The organism is Lentzea sp. CA-135723 (assembly GCF_050936595.1).
Taxonomy (GTDB): Bacteria; Actinomycetota; Actinomycetes; order Mycobacteriales; family Pseudonocardiaceae; genus Lentzea.
In genome coordinates this window covers 3,902,182-3,921,209 of record NZ_JBNJMK010000001.1, presented here as the reverse complement: position 1 = coordinate 3,921,209, position 19,028 = coordinate 3,902,182, and the positions used below count along the sequence as shown (strand labels likewise).

The 19,028-nt window shown below is 69.8% G+C and carries 21 protein-coding genes and 2 tRNA genes; 13 read left to right on the top strand and 10 right to left on the bottom strand.

Going from position 1 to position 19,028, the window contains the following annotated elements; translation table 11 throughout:
- The first annotated feature begins 10 nt into the window (after nt 1-10).
- From dnaG to ACQEU1_RS17295, 3 genes are read left to right on the top strand one after another with little or no spacing between them, the layout of a single operon-like run.
- Nucleotides 11-1,900 (top strand): DNA primase, encoded by a 1,890-nt coding sequence (dnaG, locus tag ACQEU1_RS17305; RefSeq protein WP_433202246.1) that lies wholly within the window; start codon nt 11-13, stop codon nt 1,898-1,900.
- On the top strand, nt 1,900-2,400 hold the full coding sequence (locus tag ACQEU1_RS17300; RefSeq protein WP_433202243.1) for a hypothetical protein: 501 nt from the start codon (nt 1,900-1,902) through the stop codon (nt 2,398-2,400). Before dnaG ends, ACQEU1_RS17300 begins: the two co-directional genes overlap by 1 nt.
- 24 nt (nt 2,401-2,424) lie before the next feature.
- Nucleotides 2,425-3,165: a trans-aconitate 2-methyltransferase gene (locus ACQEU1_RS17295; RefSeq protein ID WP_433202240.1), complete on the top strand. Its 741-nt coding sequence runs from the start codon at nt 2,425-2,427 to the stop codon at nt 3,163-3,165.
- A 6-nt stretch (nt 3,166-3,171) separates the two neighbouring features.
- Here the strand turns inward: ACQEU1_RS17295 and ACQEU1_RS17290 are convergent, their stop codons facing one another.
- Complete coding sequence (locus ACQEU1_RS17290; protein WP_433202237.1) at nt 3,172-3,444, bottom strand: hypothetical protein; 273 nt, start codon at nt 3,442-3,444, stop codon at nt 3,172-3,174.
- A 144-nt stretch (nt 3,445-3,588) separates the two neighbouring features.
- Between ACQEU1_RS17290 and ACQEU1_RS17285 the strand changes: the two genes are divergently transcribed.
- Both ACQEU1_RS17285 and ACQEU1_RS17280 read left to right on the top strand, forming a co-directional pair.
- Nucleotides 3,589-3,661: transfer RNA gene (locus ACQEU1_RS17285), tRNA-Asn, on the top strand.
- Between the two features lie 70 nt (nt 3,662-3,731).
- Nucleotides 3,732-4,589 carry an oxygenase MpaB family protein gene (locus tag ACQEU1_RS17280; RefSeq protein WP_433202234.1) on the top strand — a complete coding sequence of 286 codons (858 nt, stop codon included), beginning with the start codon at nt 3,732-3,734 and terminating at the stop codon, nt 4,587-4,589.
- Here the strand turns inward: ACQEU1_RS17280 and ACQEU1_RS17275 are convergent.
- Complete coding sequence (locus ACQEU1_RS17275; protein ID WP_433202231.1) at nt 4,544-5,005, bottom strand: GNAT family N-acetyltransferase; 462 nt, start codon at nt 5,003-5,005, stop codon at nt 4,544-4,546. The genes ACQEU1_RS17280 and ACQEU1_RS17275 overlap by 46 nt on opposite strands.
- A 111-nt stretch (nt 5,006-5,116) precedes the next feature.
- Between ACQEU1_RS17275 and ACQEU1_RS17270 the strand changes: the two genes are divergently transcribed.
- A tRNA-Ile gene (locus ACQEU1_RS17270) sits at nt 5,117-5,194 on the top strand.
- Between the two features lie 250 nt (nt 5,195-5,444).
- A complete protein-coding gene (locus ACQEU1_RS17265; protein ID WP_433202228.1) occupies nt 5,445-5,594 on the top strand; it encodes a hypothetical protein in 150 nt (49 codons plus the stop codon).
- A gap of 15 nt (nt 5,595-5,609) precedes the next feature.
- On the opposite strand, the gene ACQEU1_RS17260 is transcribed toward ACQEU1_RS17265, so the two are convergent.
- The gene (locus ACQEU1_RS17260) at nt 5,610-6,167 is read right to left on the bottom strand and encodes a TetR/AcrR family transcriptional regulator (protein WP_433202225.1); all 558 of its coding nucleotides are present in this window, start codon (nt 6,165-6,167) and stop codon (nt 5,610-5,612) included.
- 108 nt (nt 6,168-6,275) lie between these two features.
- Between ACQEU1_RS17260 and ACQEU1_RS17255 the strand changes: the two genes are divergently transcribed.
- Nucleotides 6,276-6,977, top strand: a complete 702-nt coding sequence (locus ACQEU1_RS17255; protein WP_433202222.1) for an SDR family NAD(P)-dependent oxidoreductase — start codon at nt 6,276-6,278, stop codon at nt 6,975-6,977.
- On the opposite strand, the gene ACQEU1_RS17250 is transcribed toward ACQEU1_RS17255, so the two are convergent.
- Complete coding sequence (locus tag ACQEU1_RS17250) at nt 6,974-7,705, bottom strand: AraC family transcriptional regulator (protein ID WP_433202219.1); 732 nt, start codon at nt 7,703-7,705, stop codon at nt 6,974-6,976. The genes ACQEU1_RS17255 and ACQEU1_RS17250 overlap by 4 nt on opposite strands.
- Nucleotides 7,706-7,759: 54 nt before the next feature.
- Here ACQEU1_RS17250 and ACQEU1_RS17245 point away from each other — a divergent pair, with 54 nt between their 5' ends.
- Entirely contained in the window at nt 7,760-8,899 is a 1,140-nt protein-coding gene (locus ACQEU1_RS17245) for an MFS transporter (protein WP_433202216.1), read from the top strand.
- Nucleotides 8,900-8,923: 24 nt separating this feature from the next.
- Nucleotides 8,924-9,784 (top strand): exodeoxyribonuclease III, encoded by an 861-nt coding sequence (locus ACQEU1_RS17240; protein ID WP_433202213.1) that lies wholly within the window; start codon nt 8,924-8,926, stop codon nt 9,782-9,784.
- Nucleotides 9,785-9,814: 30 nt separating this feature from the next.
- Here the strand turns inward: ACQEU1_RS17240 and ACQEU1_RS17235 are convergent, their stop codons facing one another.
- The 5 genes from ACQEU1_RS17235 to ACQEU1_RS17215 all read right to left on the bottom strand — a co-directional run bounded on the left by ACQEU1_RS17235 (nt 9,815) and on the right by ACQEU1_RS17215 (nt 13,105).
- The gene (locus tag ACQEU1_RS17235) at nt 9,815-11,110 is read right to left on the bottom strand and encodes a HAMP domain-containing sensor histidine kinase (RefSeq protein WP_433202210.1); all 1,296 of its coding nucleotides are present in this window, start codon (nt 11,108-11,110) and stop codon (nt 9,815-9,817) included.
- Complete coding sequence (locus tag ACQEU1_RS17230) at nt 11,107-11,778, bottom strand: response regulator transcription factor (RefSeq protein WP_433202207.1); 672 nt, start codon at nt 11,776-11,778, stop codon at nt 11,107-11,109. The genes ACQEU1_RS17235 and ACQEU1_RS17230 overlap by 4 nt, the downstream gene beginning before the upstream one ends.
- 4 nt (nt 11,779-11,782) lie before the next feature.
- Nucleotides 11,783-11,914 (bottom strand): hypothetical protein, encoded by a 132-nt coding sequence (locus ACQEU1_RS17225; protein ID WP_433202204.1) that lies wholly within the window; start codon nt 11,912-11,914, stop codon nt 11,783-11,785.
- Nucleotides 11,911-12,273: a hypothetical protein gene (locus ACQEU1_RS17220; RefSeq protein ID WP_433202201.1), complete on the bottom strand. Its 363-nt coding sequence runs from the start codon at nt 12,271-12,273 to the stop codon at nt 11,911-11,913. Before ACQEU1_RS17220 ends, ACQEU1_RS17225 begins: the two co-directional genes overlap by 4 nt.
- 64 nt (nt 12,274-12,337) lie before the next feature.
- A complete protein-coding gene (locus tag ACQEU1_RS17215) occupies nt 12,338-13,105 on the bottom strand; it encodes a hypothetical protein (RefSeq protein WP_433202198.1) in 768 nt (255 codons plus the stop codon).
- Between the two features lie 189 nt (nt 13,106-13,294).
- Here ACQEU1_RS17215 and ACQEU1_RS17210 point away from each other — a divergent pair, with 189 nt between their 5' ends.
- Entirely contained in the window at nt 13,295-15,526 is a 2,232-nt protein-coding gene (locus ACQEU1_RS17210; protein WP_433202195.1) for an ATP-binding protein, read from the top strand.
- Nucleotides 15,527-15,539: 13 nt separating this feature from the next.
- Here ACQEU1_RS17210 and ACQEU1_RS17205 read toward each other — a convergent pair whose 3' ends face one another.
- Nucleotides 15,540-16,607 carry an LCP family protein gene (locus ACQEU1_RS17205; RefSeq protein ID WP_433202192.1) on the bottom strand — a complete coding sequence of 356 codons (1,068 nt, stop codon included), beginning with the start codon at nt 16,605-16,607 and terminating at the stop codon, nt 15,540-15,542.
- A gap of 34 nt (nt 16,608-16,641) precedes the next feature.
- Between ACQEU1_RS17205 and ACQEU1_RS17200 the strand changes: the two genes are divergently transcribed.
- The gene (locus tag ACQEU1_RS17200; protein WP_433202189.1) at nt 16,642-17,052 is read left to right on the top strand and encodes a DUF6542 domain-containing protein; all 411 of its coding nucleotides are present in this window, start codon (nt 16,642-16,644) and stop codon (nt 17,050-17,052) included.
- Nucleotides 17,053-17,142: 90 nt separating this feature from the next.
- Nucleotides 17,143-19,026, top strand: a complete 1,884-nt coding sequence (locus ACQEU1_RS17195; RefSeq protein WP_433202186.1) for a glycosyltransferase — start codon at nt 17,143-17,145, stop codon at nt 19,024-19,026.
- The last annotated feature ends 2 nt before the right edge of the window (nt 19,027-19,028 follow it).

Genomic DNA, 19,028 nt, shown 5'->3' with positions numbered 1-19,028 from the left:
ACTCGGGTTCGTGGCAGGACGCATCAGGGAGAGCGACATCGCGTTGGTGCGTGAGCGCAGCCGCATCGACGAGGTCGTCGGTGACCAGGTTTCGCTGAAGCGGGCGGGCGGAGGCGCGCTCAAGGGGTTGTGCCCCTTCCACGACGAGAAGACGCCGTCGTTCAACGTGCGCCCGTCGCACGGCACGTTCCACTGCTTCGGCTGCGGCGAGGGCGGTGACGTGATCGCCTTCGTGATGAAGGTCGAGCACCTGTCGTTCGTCGAGGCCGTCGAGCGGCTCGCGGACCGCGCGGGCATCCAGCTCGTCTACGAGGGCGGCGGCGCGACGATCCAGCGCGACCGCGGCACCCGCAGCAGGCTCATCGAGGCGCACAAGGCGGCGCAGGAGTTCTACGCCGAGCAGCTCAAGACGCCGGAGGCGCAGGCGGCCCGGGAGTTCCTGGCCGAGCGCGGGTTCGACGAGGCCGCTGCGCGCCAGTTCGGCTGCGGCTTCGCGCCCGGCGGCTGGGACAAGCTGACGAAACACCTGCTCGGAAGTGGTTTCGAGCTCGCGGAGCTGATCAAGTCGCAGCTGGTCAAGGAGGGCAAGCAGGGGCCGATCGACCGGTTCCACCGGCGGCTGCTGTGGCCCATCAAGGAGATCAGCGGCGACGTCGTCGGGTTCGGTGCCCGCCGGATCTTCGACGACGACCCGATCCAGGCGAAGTACCTCAACACCAGCGAGTCGATGATCTACAAGAAGTCGCAGGTGCTGTTCGGGCTCGACCAGGCCAAGCGGGAGATCGCCAAGCGCAAGCAGGCGGTCATCGTCGAGGGCTACACCGACGTGATGGCCATGCACCTCGCGGGCGTGCCGACGGCGGTCGCCTCGTGCGGCACGGCGTTCGGCTCCGACCACATGAACGTGCTGCGCAGGCTGCTGATCGACGACGACGTGAACGGCGAGGTCATCTTCACCTTCGACGGCGACGAGGCGGGCCAGAAGGCCGCGCTGAAGGCGTTCGAGGGCGAGCAGCACTTCTCCGCGCAGACCTACATCGCGGTCGCGCCGGACGGCATGGACCCGTGCGAGCTGCGGCAGAACAAGGGCGACGTGGCGGTGCGCGACCTGGTGGCGCGGCGCATCCCGCTGATCGAGTTCGCGATCAAGGCGCAGCTCAAGGCGTACGACCTCGACTCCGTGGACGGGCGCGTCGAGGCGTTGAAGAAGATGGTGCCGTTCGTCGCGCAGATCAAGGACCGGGCCAAGCGCGACGGCTACGCGACGCGCCTGGCCTGGTGGGTGGGCTGGGACGACGAGGCGATGGTCGTGCGCCGGGTGCGCCAGACCGCCGGCGGCAAGGCGCCCGTCGCGGTGGCGCAGCGCGTCGACCCGAACCAGATCGCGCTGGGCGTCGAGGTGGACGGACCCGCGCGGCCGAGCCCGCGCGACCCGAAGCTGATCTTCGAGCGCGAGGTGCTCAAGATCGCGCTGCGGCTGCCCGAGTACGCCGGCCCGCTGTACGACTCGCTGCCGGACGAGTCCTTCACCGACCCCGCGTACGTCGCGCTGCACCGGGCGATCCGCGACGCCGGTGGCGCGTCCTGCGGTCTCGCGGGCACGGCGTACCTGGACGCGATCTCGCAGGCGTGCTCGCACGCGTCGGTGCGGTCGGTGCTGACCGAGCTCGCCGTGGAACCGTTGGCGGTCAAGCAGAACGACGAGTTCCGCTACGTGTCGATGGTGATCGCGCGGCTGCAGGAGGTGCAGGTCGGCAAGCAGGTCGAGGACGTGAAGTCGCGGCTGCGGCGGCTGTCCCCGATCAAGGACGCCGACGAGTACCGGGCGCTGTGGGGCGACCTGGTGGCGCTGGAGGAGTACCGCAAGGCGCTCCTGCAGCAGAGCGCTGGAGTGCTGTAGTGGGGCTGTTCAGGCGGTTGTTCGGCGACGGCGCACCCGACGGGTTCACGGGCGAGCTGGAGAAGGACGAGACCGTGATCGCGTTCGCTCCGGTGACGTCGGGCGGGCACCTCGTGGTGACGTCGCTCGGGCTGTGGGTGCCGGACGAGCCGCCGCGGCGGATCGGCTGGCACCTCGTCAGCAAGGTCAAGTGGGAGGGCTCGCTGCGGGTCGTGGAGGCCGCCGAGGCGTCGGCCGAGGGGCCTGTGGTGCTGCTGGAGGACCTGCCCGCCGTGCGGTTCTCGGTCGACCGGCCGGATCGCGTGATGCGGGCGATCAGCCAGCGCGTCGAGGGGTCGATCCGGGTGCGGGAACGCGTGGAGTCGCCCGGCGTGTGGATCCTGCAGCGCAAGATCCCCGGCCGGGACGGCGTGGTGTGGCAGGCGCGGGGTGACGCCGGGGTGGACCTGGCGGCGGTGCGCGAGGCCGTGGGGCCGTTCGCTTCGAAGCTTGCGGGCTAGCAGTACGCGTGTACTGTTAGTCGCATGTGGGATCCGGCGCAGTACCTGGCCTTCGCCGATCACCGGGCGCGGCCGTTCTACGAGCTCGTTGGGCGCGTGCAGGCTTCTTCGCCGCGTCGTGTCGTCGACGTGGGCTGCGGGCCCGGCAACCTGACCGGGTCGCTGTCGGTGCGGTGGCCGTCCGCCGTGGTCGAGGCGTTCGACTCCTCCGCCGAGATGGTCGAGGCGGCTCAGGCGGCCGGCGTGGACGCGCGGGTCGACGACGTGGCGACTTGGGAACCGTTGCCCGACACCGATGTCGTGGTGTCCAACGCGGTGTTGCAGTGGGTTCCGGAACATCCCACGATCGTGTCTGGCTGGCTCTCGGCCTTGTCGCCTGGCGCGTGGCTCGCGTTCCAGGTTCCCGGCAACTACGGGGACGCCTCGCACCGGTTGATCCGCGAGGTGGCGGGAGCCGGTCTGGAGCACGTCTTCCGGGCGGAGAAACCGGTTCTGGACCCCGTGGAGTACGCGAACCTGCTCGGCTCCTGCTCCACTGTGGACGTCTGGGAGACGACGTACGTGCAGCGGCTCTCCGGTGCGGACCCGGTGCTCGAATGGGTGACAGGCACGGCTTTGCGCCCGGTGCGCGCCGCATTGTCCGTTGAGGACTGGGAGGCGTACCGGGCGGAACTGGCGCCGCGGCTGCGCGAGGCGTACCCGCGGCGAGCCGACGGCACCACGTGGTTCCCGTTCAGGAGGATCTTCGCGGTCGCCCAGCTGTGAAGGTGATCACAGGCGGGGCGGCGTGACGACCCTCCCGTTGGCCTCGTCCTGGTGTCGCCACGGTGCCTTCTCGGCGGCCTTCTCCGCCGCGTCGGCAGCGAGGTCCTTGGCCTGAACTGCGGCTTCGAACGCCTTGTCCTTCGCCTGGGCGGCCGTCTTGCGCACCGTGGGGTTCTCGATGAAGCGGTGCCAGAGGCGCACGATCTGGTCGTAACGCTCCCGCCCGGCCTTCGCGCCGAGCACGTAGCCGACCGCCACACCGACCAAGATGCCCTTCATGTGGCTTCTCCTCTCGCATCGTGCCTGGTCAGAGCCTATGTTGCCGCAAAGCGGGGGGTGCCTGCAAAACCCCTTTTGAGGCTCATGTAGAGTTACCCACTGTCAGGAGGAACCAAGCCTGACAGGCAAGACACAACAGAACATTCCCCCATAGCTCAATTGGCAGAGCATGCGACTGTTAATCGCAGGGTTACTGGTTCGAGTCCAGTTGGGGGAGCGTAGCCACTAGGCCCCAGTCATCCGACTGGGGCCTAGTGCTTTACCGGGCGTTGCTCCAGCTTGGGGAGATGGCCCGCTTCGCTAACCTCCGCCGCATCTCGTCGCTGGACCCGGTCGCCGACCACGAGGAGATCATGCGGATCTCCGCGGGCCTGGAGTTCCCGTGGGACTACCAGAAGTCGCTGGAGCTGGCGCTGTTCCGCACGTACTGCGTGCCGACGATCTCCGGCCTGCTCGACCGCACCGGAGAGTTCGCCCGCCGCCCCCAGAAGCGCTACGACGACACCGCCATCCTGATGGCCGAGCTCGTCGAGCACGGCTACGACTCCCCGCGCGGCCGCGAGGCGTTGCGGGTCGTGAACCGCCAGCACGGCCGTTACGACATCTCGAACGACGACATGCTGTACGTGCTGTCGACGTTCATCTACGACCCGATCGAGTGGATCTCGTCGTACGGCTGGCGCCCGCTGACCCGCGTCGAGCAGCTGGCCGCGTTCCACTTCTACCGCGCGGTCGGGGCCCGCATGGGCATCCGCGACATCCCGGCCGGCTACGACGAGTTCCGCGCCTTCAAGGTGGCGTACGAGCGGGAGCACTTCGTGTACGCGCCGTCGAACCGCCGCATCGGCCAATACACCCTCGACCTGTTCTGCTCCTGGTACCCGTCGCTCGCGCGTCCCGTGGTGTCCCGCGCCGTGGTCGGGATGCTGGATCCCCTGATGGTGCGCGCGTTCGGCTTCGTGGCACCGCCGGCGTGGGTGGGCTTCTTGGGACGGCGTGCACTGCGGTTGCGTGCTTTCGTCGTGCGCCGCATGCCCGTCCGCAAGGTCTTGAAGCTCACCAGCACCCCGAACCGCACCTACCCGGGCTACCCGCGCGGCTACCGGCCGTCGGACCTGGGCGCGACCTCCAGCACGGCCCGCTGACCGTTGAGCACGAACCCCATCGCCTTGAGGAACTCGGTGCCGGGCTTGAAGTCGTCGAGCCGCACGTGCACCCGTTCGATGGCGGGGAAGCGGTCTTTCAGAGCCCTGGTCATCTCCCGGCCGATGCCCCACCTGCGCAGATCCCGGGGCACGAGGAAGAACCCGATGCTCGCCTCCCCGGCCGCAGGATGGTCCTGGACGAGATCCACGAACCCGATGATCCCCTCGGCCTGCGCCACCAGCAGGTGCTTCTGCTCGAAGGCGGCCCCTTCCGGCAAGGCGTAGAAGAGGCTTTGCACGTCACCGGGCCCGGACGGATGGCCCGTCGCGGCCTGGAACCAGTCGTCGCAGTCGGCGAACAGCCGCAGCACCTCGGGCTCGTCCGCCGGGGTGAAGTCGCGGAGGGTCAAACGCACGCGTCCACCCTATGTGTCGCTCGCCACGGGGGCGCGCAAGGCCCGTTCGGCGTGATCGGTATCCTCCACCACGCAGCGTCAGCGGGGGTCGGGGAGCCCGCGGCCTGCGAGGGGGCAGTAGCTCAACCGGTCAGAGCAGCAGACTCATAATCTGTCAGGTTGTCGGTTCGAATCCGACCTGCCCCACCAACCGCTCACTTCGCACGCAGGTGGACGTCGTCCCAGTCGCCTTCGCGGTCTTCGGCTCACGGCTCGTCGTCCGACCAGGCCGCATTGCCCCACAGCGCCGTCCCGAACGGGTCGTCCAGCTAGATCAGCGGTGAGATCGTCCTGAGGTGCCGGCACGAGCCGTAGTTCAGGTCCCGCTGCACGGCCCACAGGCCGCTACCTGGAGGCCCCACGACGTCGGGTTGTCCCAGGCGCAGAGCGTGATGTCGAGGTGCGGGTGTTTCGCCGCACGTCCCGGATCGCCCTGGTCGCGGCCTCCTGCTTCTTCCTGTGCTCGCTCAGCGAAGCGGCGACGACGAACACGCGGTGGTACGACTTGAGCACGAACCTCGCCTGGTACGTGAAGTGCTTCCGCGCCTGAACCGCTTTCAGCTTTCTACGGGGCGCGCAGGCCTTCGACGTAGATCGACAGGAAGCGGCGCCACTCGGCGGGGGAGTCGCGGATCACCTGGGCCATGGCTCTGGTGAGCGTGCCCATGTCCGTGATCGTGTAGTCGGCGCGGAGGGTGCCGGCCGCGATGGCGCGCATGATCAGGATCTCGGCGTGGCCCGCGCCCCGGTGGCAGGCGGTGACGACCTCCGGGGCGTTCGGGAGGTCTCGGGCCAGGATGTCGTTGAGGCCCCTGTCTTCTGCCTGCAGGCCGTAGAGGTCTTCCAGGTAGGTCGTGTAGGCGTGCCACGGGTCGTCGTCGGCCAGGGCCTTGTCGCCGATGACGTCCAGGGCGGCGAGGCGGTCCGGGAAGATCGCCGCCACGAGGTCCTCGCGGGTCGGGAAGTGCTTGTAGAGCGTGCCGATGCTGACTTCCGCGCGGCGGGCGATGTGTTCCATGGGGACGTCGAGGCCGCGTTCCGCGAACAGTTCGGTGGCTGCTGCCAGCAGCTTCTCCCTGTTGCGTGCCGCGTCCGCACGCAGGGGCCTCGACGCGGTGACCATGTGCGGATCCTACTCGGCGGTTAAGTTGAGGGTGCCCTCGATTTCTGTGGTAGCGTCGGCGGCGTAAGTCGAGGGTTACCTCGAATTAGTTCTGGAAGGGCGGAAGTCATGTCTCCCACCGTGGTTGTGCTCGGGGCCGGGCCTGGGCTCGGGATGTCCGTCGCGCATCGGTTCGGGCGCGAGGGGTACGAGGTCGTGCTGATTTCGCGACGCGCTGAGCGGCATGCCGGGTTTCTCGAGTCGCTGGCCGCGAAGGGGGTGAAGGCTCGGGCGTTCGCGGTGGACCTGTTCGACCGGGACGCCGTCAAGTCCACTTTGGACGCTGTCGGGCCGGTTGACGTTCTGTACTACGGGCCGGCGGCGATCAGCATGGACGTGTTGCCGCCCGAGATCGCGGCCACCACGTCCGACGAGGTGCGGGCCGCGATGGACTCGGTGTACGCGGGGATCGACATCACCCGGCTGGTGCTGCCCGGCGTGATCGAGCGCGGGGGTGGCCTGTTGTTCGCCGGCGGGCTGAGCGCTGTGCGGCCGATGCCGGTGCTGGGGGCGTTGACGTTGTCGTCCGCGGCCATGCGCAACTACGCGGTGACGCTCAACGCCTCGCTGGCCGAGAAGGGGGTGTACGCGGGCACGCTCACGATCGGCGGTGTCATCGGGCGCAGCGACATCCACCAGGTGGTGGCGGCGAATCCCGGTCAGTTCGGCGGGCTGGCCGACCGGACGCTGGACCCCGACGAGATCGCCGACACCGCGTGGCAGATGTTCGTGAAGCGGGACCGGGCCGAGGAGATCTTCTCGGTGCTCTAGAGGTACGAGCCGGGGGTGTGGCCCAGCGAGCGGCGGAACACGTCGATGAACGCGCTGGCGCTGGCGAAACCGCAGCGCAGGGCCACGGAGGTGACGGGCTGGCCTTCGGCGAGCAGGCGCAGGGCGTGGTAGAGGCGCAGCTGGGTGCGCCACTGGGGGAACGTCATGCCCATCTCGTCGCGGAAGAGCCTCGTCAACGTCCTGCCGCTCGCGCCCGCCGCGCGGCCCAGTGCTTCGAGACCGCGGTTGTCCGAGGGGTCGGTCTCGAGGGCGGTGCACACGGTCGCGAGCCTGGGGTCGCGGGCGGCAGGCACGCGGACGGGTTGTTCGGCCGCGGTGGCCAGTTGGTCGAGGAGCACCGAACGCATTCGTTTGCCCGGAGGGGTTTCTCGGTCTGTGAGCTCTGTGTAGGTGATGAGCAGCTCACGTAGTAGTGGTGAGACGGCCAGCGCCGTGGGTTCGTTGAGCTTCAACGGGTTTTGCGTCAGTCCGAGGAAGTGCAGCCGTGTGACGCCGTACGCGCGATGGGAGTGCACGGCGCCTGCGGGAATCCACAACGCACGGTGCACCGGTGCGATCCAGCGGGACGTCTCCGTGTGCACGGCCACGACGCCACGGCTGGCGTAGACGATCTGGTGCTCGTCATGCCAATGCGCGGTGACGCCACTGGTGGCCGCCAGGTCGCGGCTCGTGGTCGGCGCCGCCGGCATGTGGCGAGAATTCGACATACATCGGCAGATTATCGGAATCGGGAACGCCGGGGCGGGGCCACGATCGGTGGTGTGACCAACTCCCGCTGGCGGATGTCCGTCCTCGTCGCCGGCCACGCGGTGGACGACCTGTACCAAGGGGCCGTCCCCGCCGTCGTGCCGTTCCTCGTGCTCGAACGCGGTTACAGCTACCTCGCGGCGGCCGGCATCACGGTCGCCGCGACGCTGCTGTCGTCGGTGGTGCAGCCGCTGTTCGGCGTGCTGACCGACCGGCGCCCGATGCCGTGGCTCGTGCCGCTCGGCATGACGCTCGCCGGGGTGGGCGTCGGCCTGTCCGGGCTGAGCGACTCGTACGTGCTGACGTGGCTCGCGATCGCGCTGTCCGGCCTCGGCGTCGCCGCGTACCACCCGGAGGCGGCCCGGCTTGCGCGCCGCGTCGCGCAGGACAGCCACGTCGGCATGAGCTGGTTCGCGGTGGGCGGCAACGTAGGGTTCGCGCTCGGTCCTGTGCTGGTGACGCCCGTGCTGGCGTTCGGAGGGCTGGCCTGGAGCCCGGTGCTGGCCGTTCCCGCGCTGGTCGGAGGCGCTTTGACGCTCGCCGCGCTGCGCGGGGTGCACGGTGCGTCGGCTTCGGCGTCGGTGCGCGGGGGCCGGGACGACTGGGGGCAGTTCAGCAGGCTGACCGTGATCATCGTGGCGCGGTCGGTGGTGACGTTCGGGCTCGGCACGTTCCTCGCGATCTGGGTGACCGAGCGGGTCGGCGGTGGTCCGGCGGCCGGTGCGGCGGCGTTGGTGGTGCTGTTCGGCGCGGGAGCAGCGAGCACGTTGCTGGGCGGTGTGCTGGCCGGACGATGGGGACGCGTCCGCGTACTACAGGTTTCGTACGCGCTGGCGGTGCCTGCTGTCGCGGGTGTCGCACTAGTGCCCGGACCTGCCGTGTACCTCATGGTGGCACTCACGGCCGTGGCGCTCTACGTGCCGTTCTCACTGCACGTCACTCTCGGCCAGGACTACCTGCCGAACCGCGTGGGCACGGCCAGCGGCGTGACACTCGGCCTCGCGGTCAGCGTCGGCGGCCTGGGCTCGCCGGTCGTCGGTGCCATCGCCAGTGCCTCCGACCTGCGGTGGGGCCTGCTGTCGCTGGTGCTCATGCCGGTCGTGGCGGCGGTCGCGGCGCGCGGCCTGCGCTCACCGAGTTCGATGCGGGCTTGAGCGCCGGTGGCTACGGTTGACGGCGTGCGAGTGGCGACGTGGAACGTGAACTCAGTCAAGCAGCGCGTGCCGAGGCTGCTGCCGTGGCTCGACCAGCGGCAGCCCGACGTCGTGTGCCTGCAGGAGACCAAGCTGGCAGACGACGCCTTCACCGCGCTGCTCGGCGACGCTCTGAAGGAACGCGGCTACGAGGTCGCGCTCTTCGGCGAGCCCCAGTGGAACGGCGTGGCCCTGCTGTCCCGCGTGGGCCTGGAGGACGTCGCCGTCGGCGTGGCTGGCGCACCCGGCTTCCCCCATGTCGAGGCACGAGCCGTAGCGGCCACGTGCGGCGGAGTGCGCGTCCACTCGCTGTACGTGCCGAACGGCCGTGAGCCCGAATCGGACCACTACAAGTACAAGCTCGAATGGCTTGCTGCCCTCCGCGACGTCCTGGAGGCCGGACCTGCCGACGCGCTGGTGTGCGGCGACATCAACATCGCCCCCGCCGACGCCGACCTGTTCGACCCCGAGGCCTACATCGGCCAGACCCACGTCACCGAACCCGAACGCGCCGCGTTGCAGGCGATCGAGGCGTTGGGCTTCCACGACGTAGTGCGCGAACGGTGGCCCAACGAGCGCGTCTTCAGCTACTGGGACTACCGCGCCGGCATGTTCCACCGCGACCTCGGCATGCGGATCGACCTGATCCTGGCCTCCGACTCGGTGGCGCCGCGGGCCAAGGCGGCGTGGATCGACCGGCACGCCCGCAAGGGCACGGGGCCGAGCGACCACGCGCCGGTGATCGTGGACTTGGACGAGGCGCCGGACGGGGACATCGGTCCCGTGGTGCCGCCACCGTCGTCGCCGGGCTCGAAGAAGAAGGTCAAGCTCCCGCAAGCGAAGTAACTCGGGCGACGCGGCTCAGGGCGAACCAGGTCAGGCCGGTTGCAGCGTCACGGTGAAGGCCGCGCCGCCTTCCGCGGCCGGCCCCGCCACGATCGTCCCGCCCATCCGCGTCACCAGCCCGTGCACCAGCGCGAGCCCCACACCGGTCCCGACCGGGCGTGTCTCCTGGTACCGCGCGTGCAGCACCCCGCGGTCGAACGCCACCGGGTAGTCCTCGGGCGCCAACCCGGGCCCGCCGTCGCGCACCTCCAGAACCGACGACAAGGACAACACCACCGGTAGCCCGGCAGGCGTCACGCGCAGAGCGTTCTCCATGAGGCCGTCGATCACCTGACGCAGACGGCGGGCATCGGCGCGCACGACCGGAGACGACGACACCTCGAGAGAGAACTGCACACCGCGCGCATTGCAGCGGGCATGCCACACCTCGGCGGCCGAGCGCACGACCGGTTCCAGCGACACGGTGGCCATGTCCAGGCTGAAGTCGTCGGCGCCGAGCCGGGCGAGGTCCAGCAGGTCGGTGACCAGGCGGTCCAGCCGGCGCGCCTCGTCCAGGATCACGGTGCCGACCGGGGCGACCTGGGTGCCGGTGACCACGCCGTCGGCCAGCGACTCCGCGAAGCCTGTGACGGCGGTCAGCGGCGTGCGGAGCTCGTGGGAGACGGACAGGAGGAAGTCGCGTTGGCGGGACTCGCTGCGGTGCAGGGCGTCGGCCAGCGCGTTGATCGCGTGGCTCACCTCGGCCAGTTCGTGGGTGCCGACGGGAGGAACCCGCAGGTCCCGGCGGCCCGCCGACATGGCGTGGGCGACGGTGGCGACCCGGCGCAGCGGGCGGGCCAGGAAGGTGCCGAGGGCAAGGCCGGCGAGCACCGCGACGGCCAGGCCCACGGTCAGCGCCAGCAGGATGTTGCGGATCAGCTTGCGGTAGGTGCCGCTCGTCTCGGTCTGCTGGACCAGGGCGAAGCCGCCCGCCCCCGACGGACGGGCCTCCACGTTCAGACGGCCGCTCACCCCGGATGCGGCAGAACCGGACAGCACTCGCCGGTAGTCGATCGAACGGACCGCTCGCACGGCCGCGCGGTCGGCGCCGGTCACGTCACCACCGGCGGTGATCCGGACGATCGCGATGCCCTGGCCCTCCAGGATCTGTTCCACGCGGTTGTTCGAGATCTGGCCGGCGACGACGTCGGCCTGCGCGCGCAGGAACTCCTGGCTCACCTGCTGGGAGGTGGTGGCGACCTGGCGGATCGACACGAAGCCCGCCACGGACACCGCCACGAACGCCACTCCCAGGCACAGCAACGCGATTCTGCCCGCGAGGTTCACGACACGTCCGCCGAGTAGCCGACGCCGCGCACTGTCCGAATCGGACTCAACGCACCGAACTTCGCGCGCAGTTGCGCTATGTGGACGTCCACGGTCCGTGTGCCGGCAACGGACGAGTAGCCCCACACGGCGGAGAGGAGCTGCTCGCGCGAGAACACCTGACGTGGGTTCTTCATGAGGTACGAGAGCAATCCGAACTCCGTTGACGTCAAGGACACCTCGGCCGGACCAGCGAACGCGCGCCGTTCGCCGACATCGAGCCGTACGGAACCCACCTGCAACACGTCGGACACGACGCTGGACGACCGACGCAACACCGTGCGCACACGAAGCGCCAACTCGCGTGGGCTGAACGGCTTGGTGATGTAGTCGTCGGCGCCCAGCTCCAGCCCCAGCAGGCGGTCGACCTCGTCGTCGCGCGCGGTCACGAACAACACGGGCGTCCAGTCACCGGACGCCCGCATGGCCCTGCACACCTCGATGCCGTTCATCACCGGCAGGCCGACGTCGAGCACGACGGCCACCGGCGAGAGTGCGCGGACCGCGGCCAGTGCCGCGTCCCCCGAGGACTCCAGGTGCACGCCGAAGCCGTCGCGTCGCAGGTAGAGCGACACGAGCTCGGCGATCGCCGGTTCGTCCTCCACGACGAGCACCAGGCCACGTTCCACGCGTTCACCCCGGCTGGTTGAGGTCCGACTCGATGCTGTTCAACGTAGATTCCACATCATCGAGGTCGTTCGGCGCCTCCTCGCCCCGGCACGCCGTCAGGGCGAACAGCAGGACGACCGCGGCGAGCCACCTCACTTGGACCCGCAGTGCTCGGTCTTGAACTTGGCGATCCGCTCGCCCGCCTTCGCGAGCTTCACGAGCTGGGCGTCGCGCAGCTTCAGCTTGGCGTCCAGCACGTCCGCCCGCGCGGTGTTGCCGTTCTTGCGGGCGTCGGCGGACCTCTGCTCGATCCACTTCTTCGAGCCGAGGGTCTCCGCGGTGCCGTTGATCTTGTCGGTCAGCGCCTTCACCTTGGTCTCCACCCGCGGCACGCGCTGCGAGCAGATCTTCTCCACCTTCTCGGGGCTGATCGTGATCGGCTCCTGTGCCGACGCGGTGCCCGCGCCCAGCAGCAGCATGCCTGCCACCAGCCCACCGATTCGCGAAATGTTCATGGCACAGAACGATGACCGCCCACGGTCAGAGCACGGTCCGCCGAATGTTCGGGTTCTGCAAAGATCACGCCTGATAGGTGTAGACGGCCTCGGACGCGGGGATCGGCGGCCGCCGGCTGTCGTCCGGCACGTCCAGCGACGCCCAGATGACGTGCCGCCCACCCCCGGCCGGCGTCTCACCCATCGTGAAGTTGCAAACGGCGATGGACGCGACGTTGTGCCTCATGATGTGCCACTGCTTGAGGTCGAACCGTGCGGTCGTGCGCACCGCAACGGACATCTGGTCGCCACGCATGCGCAGCAGCAGCGCGAGAGAGTTGTCGTCCTCGACGTGCGACACGAGCTCCACGGCCACCTGAGGCGCGACGTCGAGCAACGCCTGCACGCCCCACCGCTCGCAGGCGCGTTCGGTGATCCGCTCGGCCACGTGCGGCAGGCAGCGGCACGTCGGCAGCGGCGCGTCCACCCGGTCCTCGAACCGGTGCCGCACCACCGAGCCCACGGCCTCGGACGTCGTCGCGTACATCGGGATGTGCCGGGGCAGCCCGCGCGACTCCAGCGTGGACCGCAGCGCGAGGTCGCTCACCACGATGCTGAGCGAGATGCCGGGCCAGCGCGCCGCCGACAGCCACACGACGTCAAACAGCACGAGCAGCGCGGGGGACTCGGCGACGAGCTCGTCCAGTTCCACGACGACGCCGACGAGCTCCTTCGTGGCGTGGTCGAGCAGCACGTCCTGCGCGCGCATGTACGTCGTCCAGTCGAGCCGCCCGCTGAACCTCACGACGAGCACGCCGTTCTGCTCCCGGACGTCGACCTCAAGGCTGTTCATCGCCATGACCCCTCCCGCGGGCGAGCGTCCCCAAGTTTTCAAGACTGGCGATGTGACCGCATGCGCCCTAGGGGGTAACTACCCGTGTTTCGGCGTTGGTACCTCCGGGGGACCGCGTTGCAGCGGGAGAACGGGCCGACCTAGGGTGCGGCTGTGGGAGGTTCGCTACACCCTGGTCGGAAAGGCAATTTGCCTGCTGACACAACTACTTTCGTCGGCCGCAAGCAGGACGTCGCCGAGGTGCGCAGGCTGCTGTCCGGGTCGCGCCTTGTCACTCTTACGGGTGTTGGTGGTGTCGGCAAGACGCGGCTGGCGTTGCGCGCGGCGGCCGAGACGCACAGGGCGTTCCGCGACGGGGTGTGGTACGTCGACCTGGGCGTGGTCACCGATCCGGACCTGGTCGTGCACACGGTCCTGGAGCAGCTGGGCGTCCACGACGACACCGTCCGCATGCACCGCACCGTCCTGGTGGAACACCTGCGCGACCGCCAGCTGCTGATGGTGCTCGACAACTGCGAGCACGTCATCGCATCGGCGGCCGATCTGGTCGACGCGTTGTTGCGCGGCGTGCCCGGCCTGCGAGTTCTCGTCACGAGCCGGGAACGGCTGGGTGTCGACGGCGAACATTTGTGGCAGGTCCTGCCACTGCCGGGCGAACCGGCGCTGGCGCTGTTCGCCGAACGGGCCGCCGCCGTCGAGCCGGGGTTCGTCCTCGACGCGCGCAACCACGAGCAGGTCAGCCAGATCTGCGCGTTGCTCGGCGGCATTCCACTGGCGATCGAACTGGCCGCCGTGCGGCTGCGGGTGCTGAGCCTTGACCACTTGTTGTCCAGATTGGACAACACCTTCCGCGTTCTCGTCGACGGCAAGCGCGGCGGCGACCCGAGGCACCAGACGCTGCACGCGGCGGTCGACTGGAGCTTCCACCTCTGCACCCGCGACGAGCAGGTCCTGTGGGCGCGCGCGTCGGTCTTCGCCGGCACGTTCGACCTGGAGGCGGCGGAACGGGTCTGCGCGGGCGAGAGCGTTCCGGCGGAGGAGATCCTGCGGTCGCTGATGGGACTGGTCGACAAGTCGGTCGTCGTGTCCGAGCAGCACCCGTCCGGCACCCGCTTCCGGCTGCTGGAACCGCTGCGCCAGTACGGCCTGGAGAAGCTCCGCGCCGCCGGCCGCGAGCAGGTGATGCGCGAACGGCACCGCGACCACTTCATCGACTGGGCCGAGCGCCGCGAGGCCGAGTGGTTCGGCCCGGCCCAGGCGCAGATCTTCGGCCGCACCCGCCTGGAACACGCGAACCTGCGGTCGGCCCTGGACTTCTGCTTCGACAACGACGGCGACCACTGCGTGCACCTCGCGAGCACGCTGTGGTTCTACTGGGCGGGCTGCGGCATGCTCGGCGAGGGCAGGCACTGGCTCGACCGGGCCGTGGCGGGCGCGAAACCCGGACCGCGGCGGGCGAAGGCGCTGTGGGTCAACGGCTACGTGTCGACGTTGCAGGGCGACCTGCCCGCGTCGGTGCGGATGCTGGACGAGTGCCGCGAGTACGCCCTCACGTCCGGTGATGGGACCGCACTGGCGTACGCGACCCACCGCATCGCCTGCACGCACCTCGTCGGCGACGACCTCGACCTGGCCGACAGCGGGTTCGCCGAGGCGATGCGGCTGTACCGGGGTCAGGGCACGGTCAACAGCCACACCATGCTCGCCGGCATCGAGCTCGCGATCTCGGCGACGTTCCGGCGCGACTTCGCGGCGGCCGAACGGCTGTGCGTCGAGGCCAAGGCCGTCGGCGAGGAGCACGGCGAGCTGTGGGCGCAGGCGTACGCGATCTGGGTGCTGGCGTTGTGCGCGTGGGTCAGCGGTGACCTCGTCCGCGCCGACCAGCTCGGCCGCGAGTGCCTGCGGATCAAGCGCTCGTTCCACGACCTGCTGGGCATCGTGCTCGCGGTCGAGCTGCTCGCCTGGATCGCGGCCTCGCAGCGCAACGCGGCGCGCGCGGCGACGTTGCTGGGCGCCACCAACGAGATCTGGCAGTCGGTGGGCTACCCGATGTTCGGGTCGCGGTACTTCGGCGCGCCGCACGGCGAGTGCGAGTCGGCGACGATGTCCGCGCTCGGCGAGCAGGAGTTCCGCGCCGTGTTCCGCAAGGGCATGGACCTCGAACTGGACGACGCGATCGCGTTCGCCATCGGGGAGGAGGAGACCGCCGCTCCGGCGCCGGCCGCGCCGCTCGCGCCGTTGACCCGCCGAGAACAGCAGGTGGCGGACCTGATCGCGGGTGGCATGTCGAACAAGGAGATCGCGGCCCGGCTGGTGATCGCGCGCCGGACCGCGGAGGGACACGTGGAGCGGATCCTGCAGAAGCTCGGGTTCAGCTCACGGGCGCAGATCGCGACCTGGGTGACCGAACGCCGCACCTAGAGTTTCGAAACATCTAGTCCACGCACGGAATCCCGTCGTCGGGCGGCGGCGGAGGCGGTGCGGCGGCCAGCTCGGTCACCTTCGCGCGCACCTTCTCCCGGTCCACCTTGTTCACGTCGAGCCCGCCGAGGTGCGCGCCGCCCTCGATCGGCAGGGTGTCGAACCGCACCTCGGCCGGGATGTTCCGAGCGAACTCCACCAGGTCGAACCGCGCGTCCAGCACGACGTCCTGCTTCGCCATGTCGATCATCGCCTGCACCGCGCCGACGTCAGCGCCCCTGAGCCGCTTGGTGACCGCGGACAGGAACGCCTGCTGCCGCCGGGTGCGGCCGAGGTCGCCGTCGCGCAGCCCGTGCCGCTGCCGCACGAACGACAACGCCTGGCCGGCGTCGAGGTGCTGCGGTCCCGCCGGGAAGTCCGCGCCGGACAACGGGTCCTTCGTCGCGTGCTGCAGGCACACGTCCACGCCCCCAAGCCCTTCGGCGATGTGGAAGAAGCCGATCAGCGAGATCTCCACCAGGTGGTCGACGGGCTGGTTGAGGAATGCCGACACGGTCCGCACCTGGGCGCGCCTGCCTGCCTCACGCCCGCCGCGTTCGAGCTCTCGCCTGTCGTGCGTGCCGGCGGCGCGCAGCCGGTCCTCCTCGGCGATCTTGGCCCGCCCGTACGCCTCCTTGATCTTGCCCTCGCCGCCCGACTCCAGCGCCACGAGGTTGTCGCGGGGCACCGACATCGCCACCGCCGGCCCGGATTCGGGGATGTGCAGCAGGATCAGCGTGTTCGCGTTGTAGCCGCCGCGGTCGCTCTCGCCCGCCTGCATGCGCCGCAGCACGTCGTCGGGCAGCGGTTCGCCGTGCAGGTCCAGGCGGGTGGTCAGGCCCATGATCAGGATGTTGCGGCCGGACGCGGAGCGCGGCGCGTCGTCCGGGATCGCGAAGGACCGCTCGACGCCCGTCGAGATGGTGGACACAGTGGACCAGGCGAACGCCGACGCGGCCAGCACGACGAGGCTCAGCGCCATCCAGGCGAAGCGGGTGAGGACCAGGAAGACGGTGCGGTGACGGCCACCACGTGATTGCATTGACGAGACACCCCCTCAACTATTCTAGGTGGTCATGGGGGTTCAACTGCCCAGTCTCGCCGCGCTCGCGGTGCTGGCGGTGTTCACGCAGGCGGGGGTCTGGGTGGACGGGGAAGAGTTCGGCTGGGTCTTCGGCGCGTGGCTTGCGGGCGGCACGCTCGTGGCCTCGGCGCTGGTCAGGCGGGTAGGTCTCTGGACGGTGGCACCGGCGCCACCTCTCGTGTTCGTCGTCGTCGCGGTGGGCAACGCGGCCTGGGAGCGGCAGACGAAGAGGCTCCCGCTTTGGGGAAGCAGCAAGGAATTCGCGGCGGACGCGGTCCCGTGGCTGGTGAACGGGTTCCCGTGGATGGCGTCGGCGGTCGGCGTGGCCCTGGTGGTCACAGTGGTCCGTCTTTTCATTGGGGGGAAAGGAAATGCAGGTCTTCGTCGATCGAAGCGGCGGTAGACGGGTAGCGGCGAGGCTGGTCAGCTGGACCGTCGCGAGTGGACTGATCGTGTTCGCGGCCGTGGTCGGCGGCACGTTGCTGGGAGCCTGGTGACGCGCACGCCCAGGCTGCACTGGATCTCCATCGTGCTCGGGTTGCTCGTGCTGATGAGCGTGGTGTCGTTGCACGCCTACGCCTCGGTCAAGCCCGAAGCCGTGCCGCACGAGGGCGAACGTCACGAGCTGCCCGCGGGCACGCTCGCGCTCGCGTTCCACGGCGGCCCTGACCCGAAGTGGACGCCGCGCACCCTGGACCGCCTGCGGGACGCGGGGATCAGGGCGACCTTCTACGTCACCGGCGCCCAGGTCACGCGTCATCCCGACGTCGCACGCCGGGTCGTCGCGGAGGGCCACCGGATCGGGCTCGACGGGTTCCGGACCGAGGGCGACCTCGGCGAGCCGCTGAACCTCGCCCTCGCGCAGGCGGCCCTCGCCGACGCGCTGGGCGTCCACACGCGTCTCGTCGGCGCGCCTGGGGAGGTCGACAGCGGCGACCGCGAGCACCAGGACATCGGCACGCTGGTGCGGATGTCGTTGCAGGAAGGGAAAGGCGTCGTCCGGCTGCACGACGACGGCAGCATCGGCGGCGACATCGCCCGCGAACTCGCGAAGCAACCCGGCTACCGGTTCGTGCTCGTCAGCGAAGAGGCGCCGGTCGTGGCCTCGGCGAGCGAACGGTTCACCGGCGCCGTCACGGCGTGGTCGCAGCGCAACGGCGGGGTGGTGCTCCTGCTGTTCGGCACCGCCATCGGCATCGCCGCACTGCTGGGCTTGCTGCGCACGCTGATGCAGCTGGGTCTCGCACACACCGACCGCCGGCTGCGCCGCGAGCAGGAGCCACCGCCGTGGTCCGCGCCGCCGGTGTCGGTCGTCGTCCCGGCGTACAACGAGGCGTTGAACATCGCCGCCACCGTCAGGTCCATCGCCGCGAACAACCACCTCGCCGACGTCGAGGTGATCGTCGTGGACGACGGCTCCTCCGACGGCACCGGCGACATCGCCGAGGAGCTGGAGCTGCCCGGCCTCACCGTGATCCGGCAGGCCAACCAGGGCAAGCCCGCCGCGCTCAACGCGGGCATCCGCGCGGCGCGGCACGACCTCCTCGTGCTCGTGGACGGCGACACGATCTTCGAGCCGGAGACCGTCGGCCAGCTCGTGCAACCGTTCGCGGACAACGAGGTCGGCGCGGTCTCCGGCAACGCCAAGGTCGGCAACCGGCAGGGGATCCTCGGCCGCTGGCAGCACCTGGAGTACTGCGCGGGGTCCAACCTGGACCGGCAGATCCTGCACGCGCTGCGCTGCATCCCGACGGTGCCGGGCGCCGTCGGGGCGTTCCGCCGGGCGGCGCTCACCGACGTCGGCGGCGTCAGCGAGGACACCCTCGCCGAGGACACCGACCTGACGATGGCGGTGACGCGGGCGGGCTGGCGGGTCGCGTACCGGCCGGAGGCCAGGGCGTGGACGGAGGCGCCGGTCACCGTCCGCGGCCTGTTCCGGCAGCGGTACCGGTGGTCGTACGGCACGTTCCAGGCGATGTGGAAGCACCGCGGCGCGTTGGTCGAGAAAGGACCGATGGGCCGGTTCGGACTCCTCTACCTGTTGGCGTTCCACCTGCTGCTGCCGCTGCTCGCGCCCGTGATGGACCTTCTTGTGCTGTACGGGTTCCTCGTCGCGGACGCACCTCTCGGGCTCATCGTGTGGACGGTGTTCCTGCTGATCCAGACAGCGAGCGCGGGGTACGCGCTGAGGCTCGACGGCGAGTCGTTGAAGCCGCTGTGGGCCTATCCGCTGCAACAGGTGGTGTACCGGCAGCTCATGTACGTCGTGGTGATCCAGTCGCTGATCACGGCGGTGCACGGCACGCAGCTGCGGTGGATGTCGGTGCAGCGGACGGGCAAGCTAGCGGACGCTCCGGGTACGGTCCCGGTGTCTTAGGC